Annotated in this window: 27 protein-coding genes and 1 riboswitch; of the genes, 8 read left to right on the top strand and 19 right to left on the bottom strand. The window is 54.4% G+C overall.

Translation table 11 applies throughout. The annotated features are described in order from the left end of the window. Positions 1-181: 181 nt before the first annotated feature. The 13 genes from FHS90_RS17080 to FHS90_RS22500 all read right to left on the bottom strand — a co-directional run bounded on the left by FHS90_RS17080 (position 182) and on the right by FHS90_RS22500 (position 11,422). Positions 182-709: a hypothetical protein gene (locus FHS90_RS17080; RefSeq protein ID WP_182513940.1), complete on the bottom strand. Its 528-nt coding sequence runs from the start codon at positions 707-709 to the stop codon at positions 182-184. A gap of 170 nt (positions 710-879) precedes the next feature. Continuing rightward, positions 880-1,413: a hypothetical protein gene (locus tag FHS90_RS17075; protein WP_182513939.1), complete on the bottom strand. Its 534-nt coding sequence runs from the start codon at positions 1,411-1,413 to the stop codon at positions 880-882. An 86-nt stretch (positions 1,414-1,499) separates the two neighbouring features. Next, the gene (locus FHS90_RS17070; RefSeq protein ID WP_182513938.1) at positions 1,500-1,862 is read right to left on the bottom strand and encodes a hypothetical protein; all 363 of its coding nucleotides are present in this window, start codon (positions 1,860-1,862) and stop codon (positions 1,500-1,502) included. A 467-nt stretch (positions 1,863-2,329) separates the two neighbouring features. Next, positions 2,330-2,542: a heavy-metal-associated domain-containing protein gene (locus FHS90_RS17065; protein ID WP_182513937.1), complete on the bottom strand. Its 213-nt coding sequence runs from the start codon at positions 2,540-2,542 to the stop codon at positions 2,330-2,332. A 45-nt stretch (positions 2,543-2,587) separates the two neighbouring features. Continuing rightward, a complete protein-coding gene (locus FHS90_RS17060) occupies positions 2,588-4,825 on the bottom strand; it encodes a heavy metal translocating P-type ATPase (protein ID WP_182513936.1) in 2,238 nt (745 codons plus the stop codon). 160 nt (positions 4,826-4,985) lie between these two features. Continuing rightward, a complete protein-coding gene (locus FHS90_RS17055) occupies positions 4,986-6,062 on the bottom strand; it encodes a flavin-containing monooxygenase (protein ID WP_182513935.1) in 1,077 nt (358 codons plus the stop codon). Positions 6,063-6,638: 576 nt separating this feature from the next. Next, the gene (locus tag FHS90_RS17050) at positions 6,639-7,022 is read right to left on the bottom strand and encodes a four-helix bundle copper-binding protein (RefSeq protein ID WP_182513934.1); all 384 of its coding nucleotides are present in this window, start codon (positions 7,020-7,022) and stop codon (positions 6,639-6,641) included. Positions 7,023-7,126: 104 nt separating this feature from the next. After that, positions 7,127-8,065 carry a cation diffusion facilitator family transporter gene (locus FHS90_RS17045; protein WP_182513933.1) on the bottom strand — a complete coding sequence of 313 codons (939 nt, stop codon included), beginning with the start codon at positions 8,063-8,065 and terminating at the stop codon, positions 7,127-7,129. A 220-nt stretch (positions 8,066-8,285) separates the two neighbouring features. Further along, a complete protein-coding gene (locus FHS90_RS17040; protein ID WP_066835649.1) occupies positions 8,286-8,615 on the bottom strand; it encodes a four-helix bundle copper-binding protein in 330 nt (109 codons plus the stop codon). Between the two features lie 322 nt (positions 8,616-8,937). Beyond that, complete coding sequence (locus FHS90_RS17035; protein ID WP_182513932.1) at positions 8,938-9,504, bottom strand: AraC family transcriptional regulator; 567 nt, start codon at positions 9,502-9,504, stop codon at positions 8,938-8,940. 269 nt (positions 9,505-9,773) lie between these two features. Further along, positions 9,774-10,079, bottom strand: a complete 306-nt coding sequence (locus FHS90_RS17030) for a hypothetical protein (RefSeq protein ID WP_182513931.1) — start codon at positions 10,077-10,079, stop codon at positions 9,774-9,776. Continuing rightward, positions 10,063-10,704 (bottom strand): thioredoxin family protein, encoded by a 642-nt coding sequence (locus FHS90_RS17025; protein WP_066835672.1) that lies wholly within the window; start codon positions 10,702-10,704, stop codon positions 10,063-10,065. The genes FHS90_RS17030 and FHS90_RS17025 overlap by 17 nt, the downstream gene beginning before the upstream one ends. 175 nt (positions 10,705-10,879) lie before the next feature. Next, complete coding sequence (locus FHS90_RS22500; protein WP_241499025.1) at positions 10,880-11,422, bottom strand: hypothetical protein; 543 nt, start codon at positions 11,420-11,422, stop codon at positions 10,880-10,882. Positions 11,423-11,690: 268 nt separating this feature from the next. Between FHS90_RS22500 and FHS90_RS17015 the strand changes: the two genes are divergently transcribed. Next, positions 11,691-12,038 carry a hypothetical protein gene (locus tag FHS90_RS17015; RefSeq protein ID WP_182513930.1) on the top strand — a complete coding sequence of 116 codons (348 nt, stop codon included), beginning with the start codon at positions 11,691-11,693 and terminating at the stop codon, positions 12,036-12,038. A 186-nt stretch (positions 12,039-12,224) separates the two neighbouring features. Here the strand turns inward: FHS90_RS17015 and FHS90_RS17010 are convergent, their stop codons facing one another. Next, positions 12,225-13,277, bottom strand: a complete 1,053-nt coding sequence (locus FHS90_RS17010; protein ID WP_182513929.1) for a YncE family protein — start codon at positions 13,275-13,277, stop codon at positions 12,225-12,227. Between the two features lie 38 nt (positions 13,278-13,315). Beyond that, a complete protein-coding gene (locus tag FHS90_RS17005; RefSeq protein ID WP_182513928.1) occupies positions 13,316-15,244 on the bottom strand; it encodes a TonB-dependent receptor in 1,929 nt (642 codons plus the stop codon). A gap of 108 nt (positions 15,245-15,352) precedes the next feature. Beyond that, positions 15,353-15,553, bottom strand: a riboswitch (cobalamin riboswitch). 163 nt (positions 15,554-15,716) lie between these two features. Here FHS90_RS17005 and FHS90_RS17000 point away from each other — a divergent pair. Next, positions 15,717-16,457, top strand: coding sequence for a DUF4919 domain-containing protein (locus tag FHS90_RS17000; RefSeq protein ID WP_066835659.1), 741 nt, complete (start codon positions 15,717-15,719; stop codon positions 16,455-16,457). 45 nt (positions 16,458-16,502) lie between these two features. Here FHS90_RS17000 and FHS90_RS16995 read toward each other — a convergent pair whose 3' ends face one another. Further along, positions 16,503-16,988 carry a hypothetical protein gene (locus FHS90_RS16995; RefSeq protein ID WP_066832256.1) on the bottom strand — a complete coding sequence of 162 codons (486 nt, stop codon included), beginning with the start codon at positions 16,986-16,988 and terminating at the stop codon, positions 16,503-16,505. Positions 16,989-17,217: 229 nt separating this feature from the next. Here FHS90_RS16995 and FHS90_RS16990 point away from each other — a divergent pair, with 229 nt between their 5' ends. The 3 genes from FHS90_RS16990 to FHS90_RS16980 all read left to right on the top strand — a co-directional run bounded on the left by FHS90_RS16990 (position 17,218) and on the right by FHS90_RS16980 (position 19,052). Continuing rightward, entirely contained in the window at positions 17,218-17,877 is a 660-nt protein-coding gene (locus FHS90_RS16990) for a DUF4919 domain-containing protein (protein WP_066832258.1), read from the top strand. 75 nt (positions 17,878-17,952) lie between these two features. After that, positions 17,953-18,408, top strand: coding sequence for a hypothetical protein (locus tag FHS90_RS16985; protein WP_182513927.1), 456 nt, complete (start codon positions 17,953-17,955; stop codon positions 18,406-18,408). 8 nt (positions 18,409-18,416) lie between these two features. After that, positions 18,417-19,052 carry a DNA-3-methyladenine glycosylase gene (locus tag FHS90_RS16980; RefSeq protein WP_182513926.1) on the top strand — a complete coding sequence of 212 codons (636 nt, stop codon included), beginning with the start codon at positions 18,417-18,419 and terminating at the stop codon, positions 19,050-19,052. Between the two features lie 94 nt (positions 19,053-19,146). On the opposite strand, the gene FHS90_RS16975 is transcribed toward FHS90_RS16980, so the two are convergent. Continuing rightward, complete coding sequence (locus FHS90_RS16975) at positions 19,147-20,325, bottom strand: THUMP-like domain-containing protein (RefSeq protein ID WP_182513925.1); 1,179 nt, start codon at positions 20,323-20,325, stop codon at positions 19,147-19,149. Between the two features lie 149 nt (positions 20,326-20,474). Between FHS90_RS16975 and ahcY the strand changes: the two genes are divergently transcribed. Then, on the top strand, positions 20,475-21,782 hold the full coding sequence (gene ahcY, locus FHS90_RS16970) for an adenosylhomocysteinase (protein WP_066832276.1): 1,308 nt from the start codon (positions 20,475-20,477) through the stop codon (positions 21,780-21,782). 93 nt (positions 21,783-21,875) lie between these two features. Here the strand turns inward: ahcY and FHS90_RS16965 are convergent, their stop codons facing one another. After that, complete coding sequence (locus FHS90_RS16965; RefSeq protein ID WP_182513924.1) at positions 21,876-22,862, bottom strand: CgeB family protein; 987 nt, start codon at positions 22,860-22,862, stop codon at positions 21,876-21,878. Positions 22,863-23,088: 226 nt separating this feature from the next. Next, on the bottom strand, positions 23,089-23,850 hold the full coding sequence (locus tag FHS90_RS16960) for a glycosyltransferase family 2 protein (RefSeq protein WP_066832280.1): 762 nt from the start codon (positions 23,848-23,850) through the stop codon (positions 23,089-23,091). A 165-nt stretch (positions 23,851-24,015) separates the two neighbouring features. On the opposite strand from FHS90_RS16960, the gene FHS90_RS16955 reads away from it, so the two are divergent. Next, entirely contained in the window at positions 24,016-24,612 is a 597-nt protein-coding gene (locus FHS90_RS16955; RefSeq protein WP_066832282.1) for a sigma-70 family RNA polymerase sigma factor, read from the top strand. Between the two features lie 29 nt (positions 24,613-24,641). Beyond that, complete coding sequence (locus FHS90_RS16950) at positions 24,642-24,914, top strand: hypothetical protein (RefSeq protein ID WP_182513923.1); 273 nt, start codon at positions 24,642-24,644, stop codon at positions 24,912-24,914. Positions 24,915-24,931: the final 17 nt, after the last annotated feature.

Below are 24,931 nucleotides of genomic sequence, written 5' to 3'. Positions count from 1 at the left end.
CTGCTGAAAAGAGGAATGGTTTCTGTTTTGGGTTTTCTGTTTAGTCTCTGGCGCAAGCGGCTTTACAGGTAGTGAGCTTCTGTTTCTGGGCTGTTTTTGTGAAACTAGGCCCAAAACGGGGCACAACCGGGTGCTTGCACCTCTGAACACTGAGAACTCTAATCAGCTTCAGCAGTAAGATCTAATACATCTCAATCACCTTGAGCTGCCATTTCTTATTAATCTCGTACTTGCGTTTTTGGCTGAGGGTCATGGCTTTGCCCACGGCAAACGTGGAGAGGGCGGCCCCCATGGTGAATTTGGCATCATCACGGTAGTCTGGCGTGGCGAAGTAATTGATGCCGCCCACCAGCGTGAACAGTGCGCCCGTGCCTTGCAACAGGTAACTTAGAAAGCCCACTGCTTTTCGGCCGGAGGTGTGGTTCTTCATTTTGATTTCGGCTACCCACTCCAACGGAATGCGCGACTGCTGAAAGTAAAAGGCTCCGTCTTTGATATCTGTGATGGGGCCGGAGTAGAAGTAGGTGTCGTTTTTTACCCGGAAGGTGATCCTGTCACCCTTGTAAAACCGGAAGCGGGGCAATTTGCCGGGCTTGGCCAGGAGCAGGTACGCAAGTCTGGGCGGCGTGGGCGTATCTGCGGTTTGGGCGGGGCAGGAAAGGGTAAGCCCCAGGAAAAAGAACAAGCCATACAGGAGAAACTTCGCCATGCCAAAGAGGTGTTTTAGAGGGAAACGTAACCCGGGGCCAATTTATTAAAATCAACCGTCAGGTTTCTGCAACTCCGGGCAAAGCTGCCGCCCGGCCCGCCACGGGGTACTTTTCTGTTTTCGGCCTGTTTTGGCCAAAACAGGCCGAAAACAGGAATCCAGCACGGGTGTTAATACATCTCCACCACCTTGAGCTGCCACTTCTTCTCCAGGTTGTAGGTGCGTTTGGTGAGGGCCTTCAAACCCACGCCGGCGGCATACATGGTCAGGGCGGCCCCCATGGTGTGCAGGCCGTCTACGCGGTCATCTGAATGTGTAATGAAGTTGATGGCGCCCACCAGCGTAAAGATGGAACCGGCGCTCTTGAGTACCACACTGCTGTAGTTGAGCACTTTTTTGCCGCCGGTGTGGTTGCGCATTCTGATTTGGGCCACCCGCTCCAGCGGAATTCTGGTGTTCTGGAAATAAAAGGCGCTGTCTTTGATAGCGGTGATGGAACCAGAGTAGAAGCGGCTGTCATTCTTTACCCTGAACATGATCTGGTCGCCCACATAAAACCGGTACCGCTTCAGTTTGCCGGTTTTGTTCAGGAGCAGGTAAGTCAGGTTGGCCGGTTTGGTTTTAACAGAGTCTACGGCCTGCGCCTGACCGGTAAAAATAATCCCGAAGAAAAAGAACAAGCCGTACAGTAAGGATTTTGCCATGCCAGGGAGTGAGGTTTTAAGGGAGAACGGTGCTTGGGAGAAGATATTGGCGTATCCTGTCTCATCATAAGTAGGACACGCTATGTCTAACGGAGCTTATTTTCATAAATTATCATTGGGTAAGAATCTTGGGCAGCGCTGTTTGCATAATACGCCGGTATTTCTTTCCCCTGCGCCTTAAGAGCAGGGCGGAAGACGGCATAGGCGTATTTCTCGTGGGCAGAGATCTCCTCATCAAAGGTGAGCCTGATGGTGTCACCTACCATTTTATAGCTCTCTGATTTTTCATCCATCCCAAAACAGGCAGATGATTTTACAAACCGTTCCCCTGCTTTCAAGCGAAGCGTAGAGGTGCAATTAGCAACTCCTTCATATTGGGCCACCAGCAGGTCAGGCGCCTCAAATTTAGTGAAGTCAATAATTCCCGAGGGAAAAAGTAAAAGGCTCACCAGAACAACCAACAGAACGGCCGTTTTCTTTACCCGGTGCGCATTCTTGCACCTCTCCCTGTAAAGAAGGATACATTGTACTGGAAAGATGACGGCAAGAACGGGAAATCCTAAAAATAGGAGCATGCCTAACCCAAAATTCCAGAGCTGCGGCAGCTTCTGCCAGAAGTACATAGTATGCCACAAGACAAAATAGAAAAGTGAGAGAATGACCAATTTGCTTTTCAAGGGCTTTGCTGCGGTTGAGGCTATGAAGAGCATGTTTACATTTGTCGTTTGCGCTGCAAACGGGTGTCAAAAGAACCTGACTTCGCCTTTCACTCCCCGTTTTCGCTTGCAAATCAAAATGTAAACAAGCTCAAAGGATGAAGAACAGACAAAAAGAGCAAAGTAGCAAGTAGCGGCAGAAACAGAAATGGCCACCGGTTATCAGGTGGCCATTCTTTTAATATAACGGAGTTGGTAGTCTACTCTTGCACCGGAGTAGCGTTGTAGCCGGCTTTGTTCACAGCGGCCACTACTTCCTCTTCAGAGATGTTTCCCTGCACGGTCAGGATTTTATCAGGGTTGTTGGTGTCTACCGCCCAGTTCTCAACGCCAGGGGTAGCATCTAAGGTGGGGGTTACGGCGCTGATACAGCCACCGCACTTGATATTGGTCTTAAATTTTAATGTAGACATAAGGGTACGTATGAATTAGGAATGAATTTGAACACAAAGATCTATTTACAATTTTAACGTGCGCAGGCGTAAACTGTTGGTGACTACAGACACAGAACTCAGCGCCATGGCGGCCCCGGCCAGCATGGGGTCCAGCAGGAAGCCCCAGATAGGGTAGAGCAGCCCGGCGGCCACGGGTATGCCGATCACGTTGTAGATAAACGCCCAGAACAGGTTCTGATGGATGGTGCGCACCGTGGCCTTGCTCAGTTTAATGGCCTTGGCAATGGCGCGCAGGTCTGAGTGCATGAGCGTGATTTTGGCCACATCCATGGCAATATCCGTCCCGCGGCCCATGGCAATGCCTACATCAGCCAAGGCAAGCGCCTGCGAGTCATTGATGCCGTCGCCCACCATGCCCACCACATGGCCCTGGCGCTGGAGTTCCTGAATGAAATCGGCTTTGTCCTGGGGCATCACTTCGGCTTGGTAATGGGACAGGCCCACCTGTTGCGCCACGGCGGCGGCGGTTTGGGCGTTGTCTCCCGTGAGCATGTACACGTGCAGGCCCAGTTGCTGCATCTCTTGAATGGCTTGCGCCGAGGTTTCTTTAATAGCATCAGCGATGGCGATGAGCGCCACCACCTGTCCCCGCGTGCCGGCGTAGACCACGGTTTTGGCTTCGGCTTTGCGTTTAGCGGCCGTTTTTTCCAAATCGGGGCTAAACTGGAGGCCGTTTTCCTGCATCAGCTTCTCGTTGCCCAGCCAGAACGTTTGGCCCTGGTACTGCGCCTGCACGCCGCGGCCGGTCACGCTGGTGAACTGCTCCAGTACCGCCGGTTGCACGCCTTGTTCTGTGAGATGTTTGGAAACGGCCTCGGCCAGCGGGTGCTCACTCTGGTTTTCCAGCGCCAGCAGAACAGCAGCCAATTGGTTCGTTTCTTCCTCTGGAACCGCCCAGTGCAGCTCTGTTACCTCGGGTTTGCCTTTGGTGATGGTGCCGGTTTTGTCCAGCACCACGGCGGTGAGTTTATGGGCAGTTTCCAGAGATTCGGCGTCTTTGATCAGGATTCCGTTTTCGGCGCCGCGGCCCACGCCCACCATAATGGCGGTAGGGGTGGCCAGACCCAGGGCGCAGGGGCAGGCAATAATGAGCACGGTAATGAGCGCCAGCAGCGCGTGGGTTACGTTGTTATCGCCGCCCAAGAAATACCACGCGGCAAAACTCAGCAGCGAAATACCAATCACCACCGGCACGAAGATGCCCGCAATTTTATCGGTGAGTTTCTGCACGGGCGCTTTGGAGCCCTGCGCCTGCTGCACCATCTTGATAATCTGGGCCAGCAGGGTTTCTGCGCCAACTTTCTCCGCCGCAATCTGCAAGCTGCCTTTCTGGTTGATAGTGCCCGTGAACACCTGGTCGCCGCTGTTTTTCTCCACGGCCATCGGCTCGCCGCTGATCATGCTTTCGTCTAAAAATGAAGAGCCGCTGACCACCCGTCCGTCCACGGGAATTTTCTCGCCGGGGCGGATTAACAGCACATCGCCTACCAGTACTTGTTCAATGGGCAGCTCTATCTCCTGCCCGTTGCGGAGGGCTTTCACGCTTTTCGGCTGCAGGCCCATGAGCTTTTTGATAGCGCCGCTGGTGCGGGATTTGGCGCGTTCTTCCAGCAGCTTGCCTAAAAGAATGAACGCGATGATGACCGTGGCCGCTTCATAATAGACGTGCGGCTCCAGCCCGCGGGAGAGGAAAAACTGCGGATAGAACGTGTTGAAGGCGCTGAACAGAAACGCGATGCCGGTGCTCACGGCCACCAGCGTGTCCATGTTGGCCTTGCCGTGGCGGGCTTGTTTGAACGCATTTACATAAAAATTGCGGCCAAACCAGAACACCACCGGCAGGGTAAGCGCCAGCATGATCCAGTTGCCGTACGGCATATGGTGGAAGAACATGCCAATCACGGCCACGGGCAGAGACAGTGCCGCCGCCCAAATGGTTTTGGTTTTGAGGCGGGTGTACGCTTCCTGCTCGCGGGCCTCCTGCGCCTCCTGCGTGGCCTCCTCCTGCTGGATGAGCAGGTCATAGCCCACGCTCTGGAGGGCTTTCTGCAGTTGGGAGAGGTCAGTGCCTGAGGCGTATTCAACCAGGGCTGTTTTATTGGCGAAGTTCACCGCCGCGCTCTGGACACCGGGTTGCGCCTGCAGCATGGACTCTACGCTCACGGCACAGGCCGCGCAGGTCATGCCCTCTACCGGAAAACTGTTCTTAATGGCGGGTTTCTCTTTGGTCAAGGTGGCCATATATCTATTGGTTGAGGTTCTGATTCAAGTTCTGATACAAAGGTACGGGCCCCAAGCGCGCGCGGCGTTACAGCTTTGTATACCGTTGTTACATAATTTTAATGAGTTGCGTTTTAGGCCTGTTTTTCTGAAAACAGGCCTAAAACGGCACAACCTGCTTTCACAGCAACTGCCGGGCAATGAACTGCGCGTCTCTGGCCGCCCCCAAAAGCAGGGCCGAGCTTCTGCTGCGCTGCCAGGAGAGGCCCAGGTAAAACAGCCCCGGTACCGGACTGAGGCCTTGCTCATGCAACGGATTGCCGTCTGCGGTGATGGCCCCTGCTATCTGGAGCCAGCGGTAGTCCGGTTGAAAGCCGGTGGCCCAGATAATGCTGCTGAACTGGGTACTGGTCCCGTCCTTGAAAAAGACCTGCGAACCGGCAAACCCTGTGATCTCAGGCCTGAGCGGAATCACTTTTTCCCTGAGCAGTTGCTCCAGCTCGCGCCCGTAGATGACGTCTGCTTTCCGGAGGACCTTTTTGCCCACGCGCGAGGTGGGGGAGGCGTAGAGGGCACCCGTGACGGTGGCCCACCAGAAGACGCTTCGGCCCAGCATTCTGAGCGAAGAGAACCGGGGTTTCCTCTTCACAGATAGGTGCACCGCATGGTATTTGGCCAGTTCCACGGCAATTTGCGCCCCTGAGTTACCGGCTCCCACCACCAACACGTTCCCCGGGGGCAATTGGCCTGGGTTCCTGTACCGGGAACTGTGCAGCTGCACCACCTCTGGGGCGGGAGCTGTGGCGTACGTGGGTAGGAACGGCGCTTGAAACGGGCCGGTGGCCACCACCACTTGTTGGGCCAGGTAGTGGGCAGACGGGGTCTGGAGGAAGAACAGCCCCTCTTTTTTGGTCAGCGAAACTACCGGCTGCCCCAGTTCTACCGGAAGCCGGAACTGCTGGGCGTACTGCTGCAGGTACCGGGCTATCTCGTCTTTGGTAGGGTAGTGCTTTCTGGGCAACAGCAGCGGGAACCCCGGCAAATGGCAGTACGGTGCGGGCGTAAACAGTTGCAGGGAGTCATACCGCTCCCGCCAACTCTGCCCAACCTGCGGGGCCGCCTCCAGCATAAGAAAGTCTCTGCGCTGGAGGTGCAGGTAATAGCCCATGGCTAAGCCGGCCTGCCCGGCACCAATGACAATGACTTCATACACGTGGGGCTGCGCCACCGGCAGAACTGTGGTTGATTGCGTTTTCATGCTTCTGAATAGATACGCAAAACTAGATTTCGGCACAGCCGAAGGCATTACAGAATTTTATAGAAGTGGTGCAGGATTTTGTCTTGTAGGGACCCGGCGCCGCCTTGTCTCCATGTATCTCTGGTAAACCGGGCTCCACGCGTTTCTGATGACTACATTTCCCCGCCTGCTGATTACCCTTGTGGAACATCTGTCTTATCAGACGTTGACCGGGAGCAGCTGCTTTTGAGCACGTGTCAATTTGCCTTTTACGCTGCAGACCGTCCCAGAATACCCTGCGCAGGTACTTTTGCCACGAAAATGATAGTGGATACATGCTCCTGCAAGGGCAACCAAAGGGATACAGACTTTACAGATGCCTTGAACGGTTGACTTTCTGGTGCCCCGTGAATAGGCCTGAGCTTTGGCGCTTACTCAGGCAAGCCAGAGGTCAGCATCAGTTGGAACACAGCTGTCTGGCATTAGCTAAGCCTCTGTTCTATTAGAAAAAAACGCTCCCCCACCAGCCGGAGCCAACGGGGGAGCGTGAGATTCTGTTTTTGGCCTGTTTTCTGAAAAACAGGCCAAAAACAGAAATTACAGGTCTATGTCTGAGGTGTTGGCGGCAGAGAGAATATCTGCCACGGGGTCAGACTTAGGAATGAGCTCCTGGCAAACCTCTATGCACCGGCGGCAGGCGGTGGCGCAGGCCTGGCAGTGGTCATGGGCGTGGCGTTCGCACTCAATGGCGCAGGCCTCGCAGATTTCTACGCACTGCCTTAGCACCAGCCGCGCATGCTCTGACCCTTTAGACAGGAACGAGGCTGACAGGCGGCAGTAATCGGCGCAGTCTAAGTCCAGGTGAATACAGCGCGCCATCTTCTTTACTTCGTCTTCCTGCAGGCAGGCGGTGGCACAGTGGTCGCAGGCCGCGATGCAGGCCAATAACGCATCAATGGCCGGTTTATATTCGGTACGCATAGGCTTGGGTTTTGGTCTTCTTGTCTATACGCGAGCGGCAAAGATAGGGGTTAGCTGTTTTTGGCCTGTTTTTCAGAAAACAGGCCAAAAACAGCGGCAGGGGTTTAGTGATACACCCCCGCGTGCTCGCAGGCATGGCCGTCTGGCCCGCGCTCTACCTGCAGGGTCACGTGCTGGATGCCGTGGTGATGGGCTATCTCCTCCCGAATCTCCATGAGCTGGCTGTCCTGATATGTGTCTTCTACCACCAGGTGGGCGGTGAGGGAGTTTTCTGTGCTGCTCATGGCCCATACGTGCAGGTCATGCACCTGGGCCACGCCGGGAACGCCCTGCAAATACTCCCTGATTGCCGGTAAATCAATCCCGTGCGGAACGGCGTCTAAGGTGAGGCGCAAAGATTCTACCAGTAATCCCCAGGTACTCCAGACAATCACCACCACAATGACCAGGCTCATGGCGGCATCTACCCAGAACCAGCCCGTGTAGTGCATGACCAGCCCGGCCACCACCACGCCCAGGCTCACCAGGGCGTCAGCGGCCATGTGCAGGTACGCTCCCTTTACGTTGATGTCATGCTCTTTATCTCTGAAGAAGAGCAGGGCAGTGCCGGTATTGATGAGTATGCCCACAATGGCCACCAGGGTAATGGCGGTGCCGTTCAGGGCGGGGGCGGTGCCCAGGCGCTCAATGGCTTCCCAGCCAATGGCGCCCACTGCCACCAGGAGCAGCATGGCGTTGAGCAGGGAGACCAGGGTAGTGCTTTTGCCATAGCCGTAGGTGAAACGCTCAGTGGGTTTGCGCTGGGCCATTCTCAGGGCGAAAAAAGCCAGCAGCAGGCTCAGAACATCAGTAAAATTGTGGCCGGCATCTGTGAGCAGCGCCAGTGAGTTATACCACCAGCCAGCGGCGGCTTCTACCACCACAAAGGCTATGTTGAGGCCAATGCCCAGCAGAAAAGCTTTGTTCAATTTGCCGGAGGCTGGCAGGCCATGGGCATGGCCGCCGTGGGAGTGGGTATGGTTGTGTGTGTGTGAATGTGCCATGGGTCAAAGACAGTGTGTCTGCTCCTGATGCTTTTGTTCTCTTGTATGCAGCGGCCACGTGGGGTACTTTGTTTTCGGCCGCAGGCCAAAGGAAGAAAACAGAAGAGAAAAGGAAGTTACAGTTTTCTGCTGATGAGTTATAAGATTTTGCCAGCGATTCGCCTAAAAAGAAACAGCCGGGAATTTCCGGCTGTTTTTGTTCTTTCTGCAGATGCAGCTGTTAAGCTGCAAGTGAACGGCAGGCTTCGGCGCAGCGGTAGCAGGCCTCTGCGCATTGCTTGCAGTGTTCTGCGTCATGTTGGGCACATTCATCCCCGCATTTCTGGCAGATCTCAATACATTCTTTCAACAAGTGTTTGCCGTGCTCTGACCCTCTGGCCAGGAAAGCGGCTGTGAGGCGGCAGATGTCGGCGCAGTCCCGGTCAAGGGAGATGCAACCGGCCATCATTTTTACGTTGTCTTCCTGTAAACAGGAGGAGGCGCAATGCTCACAGGCTAATATACATTCTTGTAAGGCGTCTAACACAGGTCTGATTCGTGAATCAATCATAGTTTTTTAGTTAGTGGTTAAAAATCTATTCTTCTTCACACTCTAAAGGCCTTTGCGCCGCGGCCGCAGAAACAGGCAGTGGCACAAGGTACCTTTATAGATACGCCCTGCCGCCGCCGCTGTTCTTATAAAATTATGTGATGGGGTGTATATAATTTTAGGGCAGGTGTAAGATTGTCTTTTGGGCTGCAAACGGGCCTTAAAAGAACCTGACCTGGCGGTTACCCTGCCCCATAGCGCTGATCTGCTGCTCTAAAACGCTAGAGAAGCACCTTTCGCTCCCCTTTTCGGCTCACAATCAACATGTAAACAGGCTCTAAGGCTAGGCCAGGTGGTCTAGCGGCAGCCGCTCAATAGTGGGGTCTTTCTTGAAATCTGTCACAGAGACGCCGGTCACTTTCTTGAACTGGTTGGAAAGGTGCTGTACGCTGCTGTACTGCAGTTTGAAGGCAATTTCACTTAACGTGAGTTCGCCGTAGGAGAGGAGTTCTTTTACCCGCTCAATCTTTAACCGGATGAGGTATTTCTCAATGGTGGTGCCGGTGTGCTGGGAGAAGACCTTGCTCAGGTGCTGGTAAGACATGCCCAGTTTCTCTGACAGGTACACAGAGGTGGTGATGGGCTGGTACTCCTCTTCCAGGTGGCGCTGGTACGCCAGCAGGGTGGTTTTGATTTGGTCAGTGAGCTGTTCCTCCTTCTCCTGCAGCAGCTCAAAGCCGTGTTCCTGCAGCGCCGCCCGCAGGTGCTCCACCTGCACGGGCCCGCCTGTCACTACCGCCTCTCCCAGCTTTACTTCCTGCACGGCATAGCCCTGCTGGGTCAGCACGTCTGTCACGGTGGCAATGCAACGGGGGCAAACCATGTTTTTAATGTGCAGGTGCTGTTCCATAGGGTGTTTTAAAGGTGCGTAGCTTAGAAATAGGGAGCTGGTGTTCCCCTCTTTAACGTTCTGCCTTAGAGCTTGTTTACATTTGTCTTTGGAGCTGCAAACGGGTATCAAAAGAACCTGACTTCGCGGTTGATTCGCACCATAGCGGGGCGTATGCTGCTCAAAAAAAGCTATAGAAGAACCTTTCGCTCCCCGTTTTCGCTTGCATAATCAAAATTAAAACAAGCTCTAAGCAGGAGCGTTACATGGGCTTAAAAATAGTAAAAAGTCTATACTTCTTTAGGCCGGTTCTTAGGCACGTTCCGTTTGGGCGAGGCGGCCGGGGCGTTTCTGGGCTTCTTTTTTGAAAACCGGGCAAAAAGCCAGTTCACGCTGGGCACCACCAGGAAGGCCGTGCCTGAGATGACCAGGAAGAAGCCGATAAAGGCGTTGAACAGCCGGGGCAGAAAGTCATCTGTGAGCCCGAAGGTATAGAGCAGCACCGTCATGGCCAGCACCAGGCTGCTGAGGCCGGCAATGAGCAGGTCACGGCGCCAGTCACGCTGGAAAGGGTGCTGTTTAGCTACTTTGGCCATGGGAGAGCTGGCTGTTTCTAATCCAGTGCGGGAGCAGGTGCAGCAGTTCTGCCTGTAGCGACTTGCCGTTGTCCTCTTCTGAGTACTGCAGGGATTTCTGAATGAACTCTGGCAACGGCAATTCTTTCTGCTTCAGCTCCAGCACATACTCCTGCAGTACCTGCGGCCTTGGCCCCCAGGTGCCCAGCGGCTGCAGGGTGTCTGCGTGCAGGGCAATGAGTTTGGGAATGCTTTTGCCGCCGTTGGTGAGGTAAGCCTCCATCACGGCGGGCTGCTCTGTGCGCAGTATGGTGCGCAGGGAAATATGCTCTGCCTGTTCAGCAATGGCGGCCAGCACGGGCACATGAATGGCCGCGTCACCGCACCAGCCCTCTGTGAGCACCAGCCAAATCTGCGGCGTGGTAATGCTCTGCACCAGTTCCACCAGATCTGGCTGAAGCGGGGTCTGGTAGGTGCGCTCCATAATGGCCAGGCAGTTTTGGGTGAGTTGCGCCAGAAAGGCAGACTGCTCCAGCCCCGTGGTTTTCTCCTGGGCCACCGCGTGCCGCACTAAATCCATATAGCCCGCAAAAGAGAGGCTCTGCGCCACCACTTCTGGGGTAATCACGTTTGGTTGTGCTTCCATAGAAATTCTAAACTGTAGCTGGTAAAGCGGCGGCAAAGATACGGCAAAGCCCATGGTTAACCTACACCCGTCTGCTTTTCCCCTTTGTACGGAAAGAAAAAGACCCGAGGTGTTTCCCGGGTCTTTTTCTGAAAACAGGCCTGAAACGGCTGGTTTCTACGGTATTCTGCTACGGTTACTCTTTCTCGTTGCCCAGGCCGTCGGCACTTTCCTTATGGCCTTTGAGGGTGCTGGCGTTGGGCTGGTTGTTTCTGAACTCCTTGTCAGTGCTGTCTGCGCCGCGGGTGTCTGACCAGTTGGCGTTAGAGCCTTGGGGGCTGTCCTGCTCCAGGTCAGCTTTAGCACGTTTGGCACCGCCGCCGTGTCCCTCCTGGTGGCTCACGTTTTCGCCGCGGGTGTTATCAGCTCCGCCGGGCACGGGGCCGTCCTGAAAATTAGGGGCGTTGTGGCCTTTGCCGGGGTTGTGGTTGTGCACGTTGTTGGGTCTCCCGCTCACACCCGCGCCGGTATCCATGCGCTGGTTGTTCTGTGATTTCTGGTTCTGGCTGCCCTGGGTGTTGGGGTTGCTCCTGGTTTCGGGCGAGCCGTCATAGGGCGGGTTGTTATTATGGCGGTTGCTGTTGTTGAGGTGGTCGTTCTGGCTTTGTGCCTCTTGCCAGCTACGGTCCTGTTCTGGTCTGTTTTGTTTTGGGCTGTCTTCGCCTTTGCCTTTGGTCATAACGCGGTCTCCTTATCTATATGTGAAACATGTACAGGTATTTGCTTCGGCTGCGCCGATGTCTCTTACCTGTACGAGCCTGGTTATTTTTAGATTACCGGGGGCAGGGTATCCTTGCCTGAGTGCAGCAGATTTGTTAGAAAATGAACAGCCGGGGGCGGGTTAACTCAAAACCGAAGATGCGCGTACTACTACCCGTACAAGCACCGGAAGGGTAGCGGCCGCCTGCGCGGAATGGGCCTTTCTTCTAACCTACAGACCAAGAACTATGAAAAAGCTATTGATTTCCCTAAAAAACGTTTCCCTGGCCCTGTTGCTGGGAGGCGCCCTTTTAGTAGGCACCAGCGCGTGCAGCACCGGCACCGGTGACGGCCAGACCAACGTGGAGGAAAGTGATTTCAAAGACAAAAGCCCCACTGAGCACAACCAGCCGGGCCAGTCAGACAACACCCAGGACAACAACGGCCGGCCTGCCCCGGGCGCTATGGCCAGTGACTCTGCCTATGAGGAGGTGTATGACAGGCAGATGAAGAAAACCGAACAGAAGAAAGATGGCGGCACCACCGGCAACCAGGCCTTTGGGGGAGCCGCAGAAACGAACAAAGACGATCACTAGGAACTGCAATACAACAGGAAAGCCTGCCCCCGCAAAGGGGCAGGCTTTCCTGTTTTTGGCCTGTTTTTGAAAAAGTAAGCCTAAAACAGGTTTGAAATTTTCCTTTCCTGCGGCAGAGGGCCACGGCTAGAATCTGCGTTCCCGCTTTTCTCGCCATTGCTGCGCTGCTCCGGGCTCTACAAAAGCTTATCTGAAGGTGAAGCCGTTGGGCAGGATTCTTACCTGGAAAGAATCAATGGCGGTGCCTGAGGGCTGGTACCTGATTGCCCAGCCGTTGGTGCTGTAGCCACCCACTCCCAGATAGAGGGTTTCATTGGTAGGGTCAACTCCCAGACCGTAGGCATTGCGCCGAATGAGGGGAGCCGTGGGGGCCGCCGTGGCGTTGGTGGCCATAGAGTACACCGCCCCATTGTAGGTGAAGTAAAGCTTGTTTTTAGCACCGTTGGTGGTGAGGTAGCCTGCGCTGCTTGTGCCCTGGGGGAAATTATAGGTAGTAAGGGCGTGGTTGTTGGCGGGGTCAATTTTCACCAGCGCACCGGGGGCTGACCAGCCTCCTCTGAGCACCCAGATCTTGTTGTTGTTGTCCAGTGCCAGATGCGTAGGTGATTCACCCACGTTGATCTCTGTCTCTACCGCATCAGTAGCGGTGTTGATCACTGAGACGGTATTCCCTGAGCTGTTGGCTACGTACAGTTTGCCGTTGTGCAGAAGCAAGCCTTCTGGCAGTAAGCCTACGTTGATGGTTTTGGTAACCGTGTTTTTAGTGAGGTCTAACACAGACACGCGGCCGGTACCGGTGTAGCCGTAGAGGCTGTAGCCCACATACTCAGTGACGTAGGCTTTGGAAGAGTTCAGCGCTGCCATGTACCGCGGAATCTTAAGGCCGTTGATCACCCCTACAGATTTGAACGAGTAAGCGTTGACCACCTCAATTTTTTCACTGGCGTTCAGGGCAACGTAAGCGTTGTCTCCAATAAACGTGATAGATTGTGCGGCATCACCCAGCGGGCGGTCATTGATTTGTTTGAAAAGCTCCGGAATAAAGGTTTTGGCGTCTGGGGAGAGAAAACTTATCTCTGCCGTGGGAGTGCCAAACTGGCCTTCATTGGTGATAAAAACACCGTGCTCATAAGCGCCTTTGAGGGCGGTGTCTTCATCACTGTCACAGGAGGTGGCAAAGATGGTGCTGCTACCAAGCAGAACGTACAGGAGGTACTTTTTAAAAGATGAAACTTTCATAGGGTGTATAAGTGTGAAAAATAGGGTAGAAATAAAGGTTAAGGATGTTTGGCCCATTGCAGGGACAGGGAAATTCTGATGTTTCTGGGAGGCATGGCGCGGTAGGCCATGGTTTGGTAGACGGTGTTGGTCACATTGTGAACCTGCGCCATCAGTTGGGCCTCAAACGCGTGCCAGGAAAAAGTGCGCCCTGCACCGGCGTTGACCAGCGTGTAAGAAGGCAGCCAGTTGTTGTTGTCATTGTCTGAGTACCTGAGGCTGGTGAAGGTGGCGTCTGTGGTGAGCCACCAGCCGCGGTAGCGCAGGTCTAACCAGCCGGCCAGCTTATGCCTGGGTACATAAAATAACTGCCGGTCTTGCAGCTTGGCCTGGGCGTTTGGCAGTGTCTGCTCAGAAATGGTATGGGCATACGCGGCACCGCCTTGCAGGATCCAGTCTGTAGTTAACCGGTACTGCCACCTGCTGTCCAGCTCAAGCCCATGGCCGTTCACTCTGCTCAGGTTGACGGGCTCAGAATATCCGCCGTTGGCGGAAGGCTGCCATTGAATCCAGTCTTTTACGTTAAGCAGGTAGGCCGTGGCCTCAGTGGTGCCGGTGAGTTTTTTACTTTTATATTGATGCTGAAGGCCTTCTTCATACCCCCAGCCGCTTTCGGGTTGAAGGTTGGGGTTGCCGCCGGGCCGCCAGAAACGGTCATTGAGGGTGGGCACCCGGTAACTTCTGGAAAGGTTGGCCTTGAAGACCAGGCTATGCGCGTCTGTTTCCAGCAGTTGGAGGTTGGCTCCCAGCGTAGGGGTAGGTGGCGGATTGAACCCCTGCACCCATGCCTGCCGAACGTTCAGGCTCAACTGCAGCAGGGGCAGCAGATCATAACGCAGCCAGCCGTAGGCAGAGAACCGCCGCTCGTCTACGTTACCGCCGTAGCCGCCCACGTTGGCTTTGAACAGCTGGCCTTCACCGCCTAACTGCAGGAGAAGGGTAGGGAGCAGCTGCCGCTCATGCTCTATCTGGCTTTGGTAGGTGTTCACGGTAGAGAGCGAGAAGGTGCCGTCATCTCTATAGTCTAACCTGTCTTTAAACCAGGCGCCGCGCACGGTGGTGGTGCCGCGGGCAACCTGCCCCTGCCATTCGGCCATGAGCCGCAGGTTCTCATCTTCCTGTTCTGCGTGCGTGTTGGCGCTGCCCATAGACGGCTGAATCTGCCGGTGGGTCTTCACGTACCAGCCCCGTACAGAAAGCCGCTGCTCCTGGCTTAGTTTGAAATGCAGTTCCTGCGCAAGGCTGTTCTGGTGAAAGGCGGCGTTCTGCTGGCGCTCTGTTGGTGCCCCAAAGGCGGTGGTGTTTTTAAACTTGAAATTGTTGTCTGATGCCGTTCTGGTGAAGGAGGAAACACTGGTGAGGCGCCCGTTGGAAAAGGAGCCCGTAGCGGCAGTTCTTCTATGCCCAAAACTGCCCGCTTCCTGCTGCACGCGCACCAGCTGGTGGGGCTTGAAGGAGGCCGGGTTTTCCAGGATCACAGCTCCGCCAACGGCGCCGCTGCCGTGCAGGGCACCGCTGGGCCCATGCTGCAGGCTCACCTGGGTATTGGCCGCCGGTGGCAACAGCGCAAAGTCAGTGAGCCCCAGCGTGGGCAGCGCAATATTAAAGCCGTTCCAGAGAACCGCGGTATGGCTGGCGGTAGTGCCCCTGAAGGCCACGGTGGCGGTCATGCCGTTGCCGTAGCTTTTCAGGTACAGCGGGCTGCGCTGCTGGAGCACGTCTGCCAGGGTAATACCGGGTTGCCGCTGCAGCAGCAGCGAATCAACGGGTTGTACCCGGGCACCGGCGGCGTAGCGGGTGTTCCTTTTGCCGGCCACTGTTACTTCCTGCAGCTGCACGGCGTTGCGCAGCTGGGCGTGGGCGCGCTGGGTGAAGAGCACCTGGGCCAGTCCCAAAACAAATCCAAAAAAGAAAACGCGTTGCGTCATGTCCTCGGCCAGTTAACAGCAGAGGAGACTACAAGGGGAGAAATAAACGAAAACGCCGGCCCGCGGCGGGGCCACCATCCTTGCTGCTTTTTTTCCCGAAAGCCTCCAAGTATACAAGATGATCTGGCAGGTCTCCTGACTCTCTTCTTCGGCCCGGCCTTCCCATCTGGCAGTGCAGACAGTGGCGTGTGGTGGGCAGAAACAGTTGAAGATCACAGTTGCGGGTACAGCTCAGGTTTCTCACCTGATTCCCTTTTAAGCACACACCGGCAGACGGCCGGGGGGTGCACCAAAATCGGGGCAAAGGTACGGGAAGTTTTGCAATCTGGTGCAGGTGCACCGGGTAAATTCTGTTTCTGGCTTGTTTTCAGGGAAATAGGCCCAAAACGTACGCAGAATATTTCCGTACAAACAGGGGAACAAGGAGACGAGGCCACGCGGGGTTATTGTCTTGATTTAACTAACCTCAGCTATGAAACGTCTATTCTTTTTTGCGTTACTGCTGGGCCTGGGCCTTTCCGGCGCCTTTGCCCAAACCATTTCCAACGTAGACCTCACCAAAGTGTACAGCGGCATAGCCGACGAGGCTTCGCCGTTTTTCTACCCGCCCTTGCTGGAGCGCTACAAAGCCCATGACTCCAGCCTCACCGTCTTTGACTACCATTACCTGTATTACGGCTACACCAAACAGGACGGCTACAACCCCTACGCCCGGGGCGAAGGCGAAAAAGTAGCCATGCAGATGGTAGACGAAGGCAAACTGGAGGAGGCGCGGCTGGTGCTGCTGACTGAGTTTGAGGAGAACCCCTTCAACATGAATGTGATCTTCCGGCTGGGCAGCCTCGCCGACATGCAGCAGAAACCGGCCGAGGCCCGCCAGTGGCTTCTGAAGTTTGACGGCCTGCTGCGCACCATTCTGCAGAGCGGCGACGGCCAGTCTGAGGAGACGGCCCTGGTGGTGATTGCCCCGCAGGATGAATACCCCATCATGGGGGTTCTGGGTCTGGAGACCACCGGGCAGGGGCTGGTCAAAAACAAATATGACGTGCAGAAGCTCAAGACTCCCAATGAGATGGAGAGCGAGAAGCTGTACTTCAACATAGAAATGCCCTTTGGGCACATGGCCCGCACGTTCACCCAGAAAATTGTAAAAGCCGAGTCCAGACCTAAACCTGTGAAGGCGAAGAAGATGAGGGGCACAGCCGGTAATTAATCCTGTTTTTGGCCTGTTTTCCAGAAAACAGGCCAAAAACAGATGTCACCGGTTGGCAGGCGGGTCCTGGTACACCACCGGGCTGCACTGGCTGAACCTGACAGGCGCCTGCACTGAAAGGCGGTGCGTTTGAATGAACTGGTGCATGAGCCGCTGGAACTCAGCCTGTTTCTGGGCATCTACTTCCTGCGGGTTCAGGTGAAACAGGTAGTAGTCAACAGAACCGTCTGGGCTGAAATAGAAGCGGTTAAAGCAGCGGGTAGGTTTGCCCCAGGTGAAGTTGTTCTGGGCCAGGTGCCGGCCCAGCTCCTGCAGCAGTTGCTGGTACGCCTGCACCAGCCTTGCCTGGTCGTTGCCCCTGAACACCGCCAGGCTGGAGTCTGCGTGAACCGCACTTTTGTACCGGGCGTCTAGTTTCTGCATAGAATGGGCCGTACCTTCGGCTTGCTGAAACGAGGAAACCACTTTCTGGGCCTTTGCTACCTGCAGCAGGCCCATCAAAAGGAGGAAGAAGAAGAATTGCTTTTTCATGGCTCAGGGCTGGTTTTGCCCAAGATAAGCATCTTTGTACATTATAACTAATAATTTAGTTGATGCTAGTGTTTTCTGTTTCTGGCCTGTTTTGGCCAAAACAGGCCAGAAACAGAAAGAGGTTTGGGCTGGGCTACGGTGCGAGGTGTAACTTTTTAGCCAGCTTCCAAGTTTTTAGCATTGTATTTGCATTCGGCTTGCCGTCTTACTTTTTCCCTCTATCCCTGAAATGAAACGCCTATTCCTCCTGACCGCGCTCTGCCTTTCTGTTTTTGTGAACGGGCATGCGCAGACTATTTCCAAGATCAACTTTGACGCCATCAAAACCGCCATTTCATCTTCTAAGTCAAAGCTGTATTACCCTAACCTGCTCAAACGCTACCACGCCAATGACGGCACCCTCACCCCAGAAGAATACAAGCACCTGTACTACGGCTGGGTTATGCAGCCCGGCTACAGCCCCTACAAAGGCAATGACAAGGCAGATGCCCTCAACGAGATGCTGCTCTATGAAAAGTTTCCTGAGATTGTGAGCACGGGTAAGAAAATCCTGGCCACAGACCCGTTCAACATGGATGTGATGTACCTCATTCACATGGCCTACGGCGAAATGAACAACCAGGCAGAGAGCAAGAAGTGGCTGGTGAAGTTTGACGGGCTCATGCAGGCCATCAAAGCCAGCGGCAACGGCCGGTCGCCAGAGACGGCGGTGGTTCTGGCCGCCCCGCGGGATGAGTACATGTTTTTAACGGTGGTGGGGCTGCGGCAGAACGGGCCGGTGCAGACCATTGACAACAAGTACCACCTCATCAACATCAAGTCGCCTAACAAGCTCAACCTGACCCAGGTGTACTTTAATATTCAGAAGCCCCTGGCCAAGAAAAAGTAACCTGCCTGAAAAAAGGCCAGATGCGTCTCTGTGCCCCGGTTGGCAGGAGATGCGTTGGGCCCTACTACCACTGCTATGAGAAAAAGAATGTTTGCCGTCCTGGCCGTGGGCCTTGGGTTGGTGTCTTGCCAGCAGAACCAGAATGCCAGCAGAGAAGAGGCGGCAGAAGACAACAGTCACCAGGTGGCGGTGGCCCTTTGCGAGGTGACTACCACAGACTCAGTGACCACACAGAGCTGGCTGGTGGGGGAGTGGGAGCTGAAAGGCATCAGAACCAACTACATGGGCTCAAAAGAAGACGAGTTCCTGACGGGTGAACAGGTGGGAACGCCTAAGCGCCTGACTTTTTTTGAAAACGGTGAATACGAGGAGCGGCTGGACGGAAACCTGCAGGGCGAACGGCAGCCGTTCAAAATTGTGGGGCAGAGCCTCATGCCGGTGGGGTACCAGTACTGGTTCTGCGGCGAAAGAACGCTGGTCATCAGCAATGTGGCCGCAGACGGCGTGACCGAAGTCTACATCAAGCAATAACAAGAACCTTGGGGCCAACCTCTCTTGCTCAGAAACTTCCTGAGGCTTTCTATACCCGCCCAGACGTGGTGACCATTGCGCGCGAACTGCTGGGGAAACACCTCTGCACCCGCTTTGACGGAGTGCTGACCCGCGGCCTGGTAGTGGAGACCGAGGCGTATTCCGGCACCCGGGATGCCGCCTGCCATGCGCACCTGGGCCGCCGCACTAAGCGCACAGAGATCATGTACCACCAGGGTGGTGTGGCGTACGTGTACCTCATTTACGGGATCTACTCTCTGTTCAACGTGGTGACCAACGCAGAAGGCACGGCAGATGCGGTGCTCATCAGAGCCATTGAGCCCTTAGAAGGCATAGAAGAAATGCGGCTGCGCCGAAATCTGGCGAAAATAGAGCCGCGGCTTACGGCCGGCCCCGGGCTGCTCACGCAGGCGCTGGGCATTTCTACCCAGCACACCGGCGCAAGCCTGACCGGCTCTGAGATTTGGTTTGAGGACCGGGGGCTAGAGGTCCCGGAGCAGGATATCCTGGAAGGCCCGCGGGTGGGGGTGGCCTACGCCGGGGCAGATGCCCTGCTGCCCTGGCGCTTCCGGCTCAAAGGCAGCAGGTGGGTGAGCAAGGCCAACCCTAAATACCAGGTATAGCGTGTATGGTTCTCTTTACCGGCTCACGTAAAGACATTTCCTGTTTTTGGCCTGTTTTGGCCAAAACAGGCCAAAAACAGAACTGCTGTCAGGCTTAAACTTTGCGGCAGAGCAGCAGAATTGGCTTGTTCTGCCTATCTGTGGTGGCAAACAGGTAATCTTCGCCGCCTTCCTTCAGTTTTAACTTATCGCGCAGCTGCGCCACCGTTAAAGGGTAATTGCGCACGGTGATGTTGGCTTTTCTCTGGGGCAGCAGCCTGTGCATTTCTTTGGCGCTGGCTTTTGGTTTGGCGCTGATTTCAAAAATCCGGCCCGGAAACGCCCGGCACAAATCTGTTGAAGTATAGAGGTGGCTGTTGCGGTGCAGCTTCTGCACCTGATAGTGCTGTGAGAGCCACTTAAACGCCCCGGCTTTGAGCAGCGCGGTATTGGGCTCATAGAGGTAGCGGAGCGGTTCTGGGGTATAAATGGCCGCAGCCGCTTCCTCTTCTTGTCTGGTGAAGGTGATTTCCTGCGGCGCCTGCCCCGGCCGCAGGTGCACCGCGGTTATTTGCGGGGTTTCTACCGTCTCCTGTTCAAGTAAGTACAGCACCTCTTTGACTTCGTTCTGCACGGCAATAATCCATACCCTGGTGACACCGGGCAATTCCTGCAGTGCCAGGTCCAGGTCCAGCATGGGGGCCGTTTTCAATAGCACTTTTTTCGCTTTGCTGAGCAGGAGGGGCAGCAGGCGCAGCACATCTGGCTCACAGTCCTGCAGAAGGTGCACCCGCTCCCGGGCCTGGCCGCGCCGGGCGGGGTCCAGGTAGATGACATCCAGCGGGGCAGAGAGGGTTTGCAGAAAGTCTTCGGCCTCCTGGTGGCACACCTGCACGTTTGGCACGCCCAATTGGGAATAGTTGTAGGCAACGGTCTGCGCCAGTTCGGCCTGCCGCTCCACATAGTACACCTGCCTGTACTGCTGCGCAAAATAGAAGGCGTCTACCCCAAAGCCGCCGGTGAGGTCTGCCAGTGTTTCTGCGGGCACCAGCGCTGCCTTGTAGGCGGCGGTGAGCTCAGACGAACTCTGCTCCACAGAAAGGTTGGCGGGGAAAACCAGCTCCAGGTTAGCCGCCCAGGCAGGGAGCTTGTTCTTGGCCTTCTGCCGTGCCTGCACCTGCTGCGCCAGTTTGGGCACGTTGAGCTGGGGCCACTTTTGGGCCTGCAGCACCAGCTGCGCCGGGTCAGCGGTGAGATGGTCTTCTATAAATTTCTTTTCGGCGGAAGTGAGCATTGCAAAGGGTGGTGATAGGGTAGGGGTGCTGATTTCCTGTTTCTGGCCTGTTTTTCCAAAACTAGCCCCAAAACGGCTGAAACCTCTTCAATGGAGGATGATAAACTTTTGTGTACCTTTGTGGTTCTATATAAAAAAGTTGAACTACCATGGTAGAAACCTATCAGAAGTACAAAGTAAAAGATATTTCCCTGGCGGAGTGGGGAAGAAAAGAAATAAAACTGGCCGAGGCCGAGATGCCGGGCCTGATGGCGATCAGGGAAGAGTACGGCCCCAGCCAGCCATTGGCGGGTGCGCGTATTGCCGGTTGCCTGCACATGACCATCCAGACCGCGGTGTTGATTGAGACACTGGTGGCGTTGGGCGCTGAGGTGACCTGGTCTAGCTGCAACATCTTCTCTACCCAGGACCATGCGGCGGCGGCTATTGCGGCGGCGGGCATACAGGTGTACGCCTGGAAAGGCATGAACGCCGAGGAGTTTGACTGGTGCATTGAGCAGACCCTGTTCTTTGGCGAGGACCGCCAGCCCCTGAACATGATCCTGGACGACGGTGGCGACCTGACCAACATGGTGTTTGACAAATACCCTGAGCTGGCCGCCAACATCAAAGGTCTGTCTGAGGAGACCACTACCGGGGTGCACCGCCTGTACGAGCGCATGAAGAACGGCACTTTGTTGATTCCGGCCATCAACGTGAATGACTCGGTGACCAAGTCTAAGTTTGACAACAAATACGGCTGTAAAGAATCATTGGTAGACTCTATCAGACGCGCTACTGACGTGATGATGGCCGGTAAAGTAGCCGTGGTAGCCGGTTACGGTGACGTAGGGAAAGGTTCTGCCGCCTCGTTGCGTGGTGCCGGTGCCCGCGTGATTGTGACAGAGATTGACCCTATCTGCGCCCTGCAAGCCGCTATGGACGGTTTTGCCGTGAAGAAAATGGAGAACGCCATTCCTGAGGCTGACATTGTGGTGACCGCTACCGGTAACTTCAACATCATTCGGGCAGAGCATTTCCAGGCCATGAAAGACAAAACCATTGTCTGCAACATTGGCCACTTTGACAACGAGATTGACATGGCGTGGTTGAATGAGAACTACGGCCACACCAAAGACACCGTGAAACCGCAGGTAGACCTGTACACCATTGACGGCAAAGATATCATTGTGCTGGCCGAAGGCCGTCTGGTAAACCTGGGCTGCGCCACCGGTCACCCGTCTTTTGTAATGTCCAACTCGTTCTCTAACCAGACCCTGGCCCAGATTGAACTGTGGACCAACGCTGATGCCTACGAGAACAAAGTGTACACCCTGCCTAAGCACCTGGACGAGAAAGTAGCCCGTCTGCACCTGGCCAAGATTGGGGTGGAGCTGGAGGAACTGTCTGCTGAGCAAGCCGCCTATATTGGCGTGGAGGTAGAGGGCCCGTTCAAACCAGAGTACTACCGTTACTAATAATCCTGTTTCCGGCCTGTTTTCCGGAAACCAGAGCAAAAACGCCCGGCTTCTCCAGAGAGGCCGGGCGTTTCTTTTCTATAGCAAAGAAGGTCACGAGCGGTTGATAACCTCCAGCAGCTCTTGCATACGGTGCATATAAGTATGCTGCTGCAGGGTGCGTGTGTAGGCGTTGGCGGCAATGGCGTCACATTCCTCCGGCCGGGCCAGGTAATGGGTGAGCAGCTCAGGTATTTCCTCTAGCCGGTCATACAGCACAATCTCCTTCCCGGGTTCATACAAGTCCTGAATCTCTTCTTTGCGGTCAGAGATCTGGAACGCACGGCAACCGCTGGCTTCAAATAGCCTCGGGTTTACCCCATAAGACCAGCGGCCAAACCAGGTGTGCAGGTTAAAGACAATGTGGGCCTGGGAGAAGAAAGCGGCCATCTCAGTAGGAGTGAAGTACCCCATGTTCACAAAGTAGGGCCGCAAGGGCGAGTCCTTATCAATCTTTCGTTTCCAGGGACCTGCCAGGGCAAACTGAAACTGTGTCACCAACTGGGTCAGGGCTTTTTCCCGGATTGGGTGCCAGTCTCCCGCAAACACAATGTCATATTTCTTCTCGCCAGATGCGCCGGGTTTATGCACCTCTGGGTCTATGCCCACGGGCAGGTAGTGACAGTTTTTAACCTGGTAGTGATGGTACACGCCTTGGGTGCCTTTGCTGTTGGAGAAGAAGTGGTCATACAGGTGTGCCGGAATGTGCTTGTACCCCAAGTCAAACGGGTCATTGAGCCACCAGCAAACGGTCATGATGCCTTTCTGCTTCAGCTTCTCCAGAGTGGCGGCATCATGGTTAAACCCATAGATGGTAAAGAAAAGATCAGGTTTGATGGTTTCTGCCAAGTCTAACACCTGCTGGTTCTTATATGCCTTAAACCTTTTAAAGCTGATTTTTTCCCGCACCCTTTCTACCTGGCCATTTCTCTCATGGTTAAAAACATGCACCTCATGCCCCAGTTGCTGTAATGCTTTCTCTGTGAACCTCCCCATGGGAATGGTGCGCGTGTGGCCAGGTATAGAAAGTAAAATTCTCATAAAGGGGGGATAGGGTAAACTGTGTGTAAGGTTATGCTAGAGCTTGTTTAAATTTTGTTTTTGCAGGCGAAAACTGGGGGCGAAAGGTTCTGGCTATACCATTTTTGAGCAGCGTAGCAGCGCTACGTTGAGAGAAACGGGCGAAGCCAGGTTCTTTTGATGCCCGTTTGCAGCGCAAAAGACAAATTTAAACATGCTCTAAGGAGGTAAAACGGGAGGTAGTAAGTCACCCGTTTTTATTCAGTCTCTTATTTGCCTCATACAGTTTGTAGTATTTATAAAAAGAGCCGGCCGCGTTGGTAACCGAAATCACAAACCCGTCAGCTCCATACAGAAATCCTTTTTTCAGGAAATAATTCTTCAAGAAAGAAAATATTCCTTTCAGTACCGCTTTCAGAAAGCCAGATTTTTTTCGGTCCTGGTGCTCCTGTGCAAAAAGGGAGGAGTAATAATTCATTTTAGAGACAAGCTCAGAGGCGTCACGGTAAGAGAAATGATCTAAGGTGCCCGGTAAGGTTCTTACCTGTACGCCGTCTGTACGTATGCCCTCATGTACGTCTCTCTGGGAGAAGCCGGTATGCTGGCGGTGGTACAGGCGCAGCACAAAATCATTTTCCCAACCACAGGCATTGATTTCTCGTTTTCCATAGAAATTTTTGCGCAGAAACTGATACACCGTTGTGGGGGCGAGGGCATGGGTGAGAATGTTCTGCACCAGCTCCGGCGAAAGCACCTCATCACTGTCTACAGACAGGATCCAGTCATGGGTGGCGTGGGAGGCGGCCAGGTTCTTGAGCGGCCCAAAGCCAATGAACGGCGAATGAAACACCCGTACGTTCGCAAACGTCTGGGCAATAGCCACGGTGTCATCAGTAGAGCCGTTGTCCAGCAGGATAATCTCCGGGAAGCTGGCCAGGGCCGAAAGGCAGGCGGGCAGGTATTCCTGGCTGTTTTTGGCCAGAATGGTGACAGAAATGGGTGCAGGCATGGGCGCAGAACTAAAAAAGAGGCAGGAGTAACTTCCTGAAAAGTACCTTTCTAGCGGGTACTGAAAACATCTGCTAGAATATTCGTATGTACCTATGTATATTTAATTTCTATATTTGCGTATAGGTACCTTTATTAATGCTGTAAAAGTACTAAATTAAGTCAAATGAGCGAACAGAGAGGGAATTCAATGAGTAAAGAGGAAAAAGATGCCCGCTTTGAAGCGGAGCTAATGCCGGTCATTTCCTCTCTCTACAACTTCGCATTCCGGCTTACCCTTGATGAAGATGATGCCAATGACCTGGTCCAGGAGACCTATTTAAAGGCCTATCGTTTCTTCGATTACTTTGAACCCGGAACTAATGCCAAAGCTTGGCTGTTCCGCATCCTAAAGAACTCGTTCATAAACGACTTCCGGAAAAAGAGCAAGCAACCCGCCAAAGTAGACTACTCTGAGGTGGAAGGCTACTACAACTCAGAAGACGTGGACGCTGAGGGCGAAGGCTCCAGCGGCACCACAGACCTGCGCATGGAAAGCGTGCAGGACCTGATTGGGGATGAAGTGGCCGGGGCGCTAAACTCTTTGCCGGTAGATTTCCGGACGGTGATCATTCTCTGTGACCTGGAGGGTTTCACCTATGAGGAGATGGCCAAGATACTGGACATCCCTATTGGAACAGTTAGGAGCAGGTTGCACCGCGCGCGGCACTTCCTGAAAGAGAAGTTGGAGAAATACGCTAAATCAATGGGATATAACAGTTAATTTACAGCATTATGATGGGAACTACTACAATGACAAATGAGGTAAAAGGCGCAGGCGCCACAGATGAAAACCACGAGCCTGACTGTGAGAAGGTGAAAGGTGTGTTTGAGAAGTGGTTGGAAGGTGCCGCCACTAAAGAGGATGAGGCTTTTCTGGCAGAGCAGGCTGATGAGTGCTCGCCCTGCTTTGAGAGTATTGAGAAGCAGCAGGAGTTTATCACCTTCCTGAAATCTGCCTTGCGCCGGCCGGGCACCCCTGCAGACCTCGTCAACTCCATCAAATCAAAGATCCATACCATATAAGCTTAGGCTACTAAGCG

This window comes from Rufibacter ruber (assembly GCF_014138425.1).
Taxonomy (GTDB): domain Bacteria; phylum Bacteroidota; class Bacteroidia; order Cytophagales; family Hymenobacteraceae; genus Nibribacter; species Nibribacter ruber_C.
This window is presented reverse-complemented; position numbering and strand designations above follow the sequence as displayed.

What these genes read in the sequence shown, in the direction of transcription:
- FHS90_RS17010 (WP_182513929.1), bottom strand. Translation starts at nt 13,277, where the DNA reads ATGAAAGTTTCATCTTTTAAAAAGTACCTCCTGTACGTTCTGCTTGGT.
- FHS90_RS17075 (WP_182513939.1), bottom strand. Translation starts at nt 1,413, where the DNA reads ATGGCAAAATCCTTACTGTACGGCTTGTTCTTTTTCTTCGGGATTATT.
- FHS90_RS17000 (WP_066835659.1), top strand. Translation starts at nt 15,717, where the DNA reads ATGAAACGTCTATTCTTTTTTGCGTTACTGCTGGGCCTGGGCCTTTCC.
- FHS90_RS17055 (WP_182513935.1), bottom strand. Translation starts at nt 6,062, where the DNA reads ATGAAAACGCAATCAACCACAGTTCTGCCGGTGGCGCAGCCCCACGTG.
- FHS90_RS16950 (WP_182513923.1), top strand. Translation starts at nt 24,642, where the DNA reads ATGACAAATGAGGTAAAAGGCGCAGGCGCCACAGATGAAAACCACGAG.
- FHS90_RS16990 (WP_066832258.1), top strand. Translation starts at nt 17,218, where the DNA reads ATGAAACGCCTATTCCTCCTGACCGCGCTCTGCCTTTCTGTTTTTGTG.
- FHS90_RS16955 (WP_066832282.1), top strand. Translation starts at nt 24,016, where the DNA reads ATGAGCGAACAGAGAGGGAATTCAATGAGTAAAGAGGAAAAAGATGCC.
- FHS90_RS17025 (WP_066835672.1), bottom strand. Translation starts at nt 10,704, where the DNA reads ATGGAAGCACAACCAAACGTGATTACCCCAGAAGTGGTGGCGCAGAGC.
- FHS90_RS16985 (WP_182513927.1), top strand. Translation starts at nt 17,953, where the DNA reads ATGAGAAAAAGAATGTTTGCCGTCCTGGCCGTGGGCCTTGGGTTGGTG.
- FHS90_RS16965 (WP_182513924.1), bottom strand. Translation starts at nt 22,862, where the DNA reads ATGAGAATTTTACTTTCTATACCTGGCCACACGCGCACCATTCCCATG.
- FHS90_RS22500 (WP_241499025.1), bottom strand. Translation starts at nt 11,422, where the DNA reads ATGACCAAAGGCAAAGGCGAAGACAGCCCAAAACAAAACAGACCAGAA.
- FHS90_RS17015 (WP_182513930.1), top strand. Translation starts at nt 11,691, where the DNA reads ATGAAAAAGCTATTGATTTCCCTAAAAAACGTTTCCCTGGCCCTGTTG.
- FHS90_RS17080 (WP_182513940.1), bottom strand. Translation starts at nt 709, where the DNA reads ATGGCGAAGTTTCTCCTGTATGGCTTGTTCTTTTTCCTGGGGCTTACC.
- FHS90_RS16975 (WP_182513925.1), bottom strand. Translation starts at nt 20,325, where the DNA reads ATGCTCACTTCCGCCGAAAAGAAATTTATAGAAGACCATCTCACCGCT.
- FHS90_RS17005 (WP_182513928.1), bottom strand. Translation starts at nt 15,244, where the DNA reads ATGACGCAACGCGTTTTCTTTTTTGGATTTGTTTTGGGACTGGCCCAG.
- FHS90_RS17065 (WP_182513937.1), bottom strand. Translation starts at nt 2,542, where the DNA reads ATGTCTACATTAAAATTTAAGACCAATATCAAGTGCGGTGGCTGTATC.
- FHS90_RS17035 (WP_182513932.1), bottom strand. Translation starts at nt 9,504, where the DNA reads ATGGAACAGCACCTGCACATTAAAAACATGGTTTGCCCCCGTTGCATT.
- FHS90_RS16960 (WP_066832280.1), bottom strand. Translation starts at nt 23,850, where the DNA reads ATGCCTGCACCCATTTCTGTCACCATTCTGGCCAAAAACAGCCAGGAA.
- FHS90_RS17045 (WP_182513933.1), bottom strand. Translation starts at nt 8,065, where the DNA reads ATGGCACATTCACACACACACAACCATACCCACTCCCACGGCGGCCAT.
- ahcY (WP_066832276.1), top strand. Translation starts at nt 20,475, where the DNA reads ATGGTAGAAACCTATCAGAAGTACAAAGTAAAAGATATTTCCCTGGCG.
- FHS90_RS17060 (WP_182513936.1), bottom strand. Translation starts at nt 4,825, where the DNA reads ATGGCCACCTTGACCAAAGAGAAACCCGCCATTAAGAACAGTTTTCCG.
- FHS90_RS17050 (WP_182513934.1), bottom strand. Translation starts at nt 7,022, where the DNA reads ATGCGTACCGAATATAAACCGGCCATTGATGCGTTATTGGCCTGCATC.
- FHS90_RS17040 (WP_066835649.1), bottom strand. Translation starts at nt 8,615, where the DNA reads ATGATTGATTCACGAATCAGACCTGTGTTAGACGCCTTACAAGAATGT.
- FHS90_RS16995 (WP_066832256.1), bottom strand. Translation starts at nt 16,988, where the DNA reads ATGAAAAAGCAATTCTTCTTCTTCCTCCTTTTGATGGGCCTGCTGCAG.
- FHS90_RS17030 (WP_182513931.1), bottom strand. Translation starts at nt 10,079, where the DNA reads ATGGCCAAAGTAGCTAAACAGCACCCTTTCCAGCGTGACTGGCGCCGT.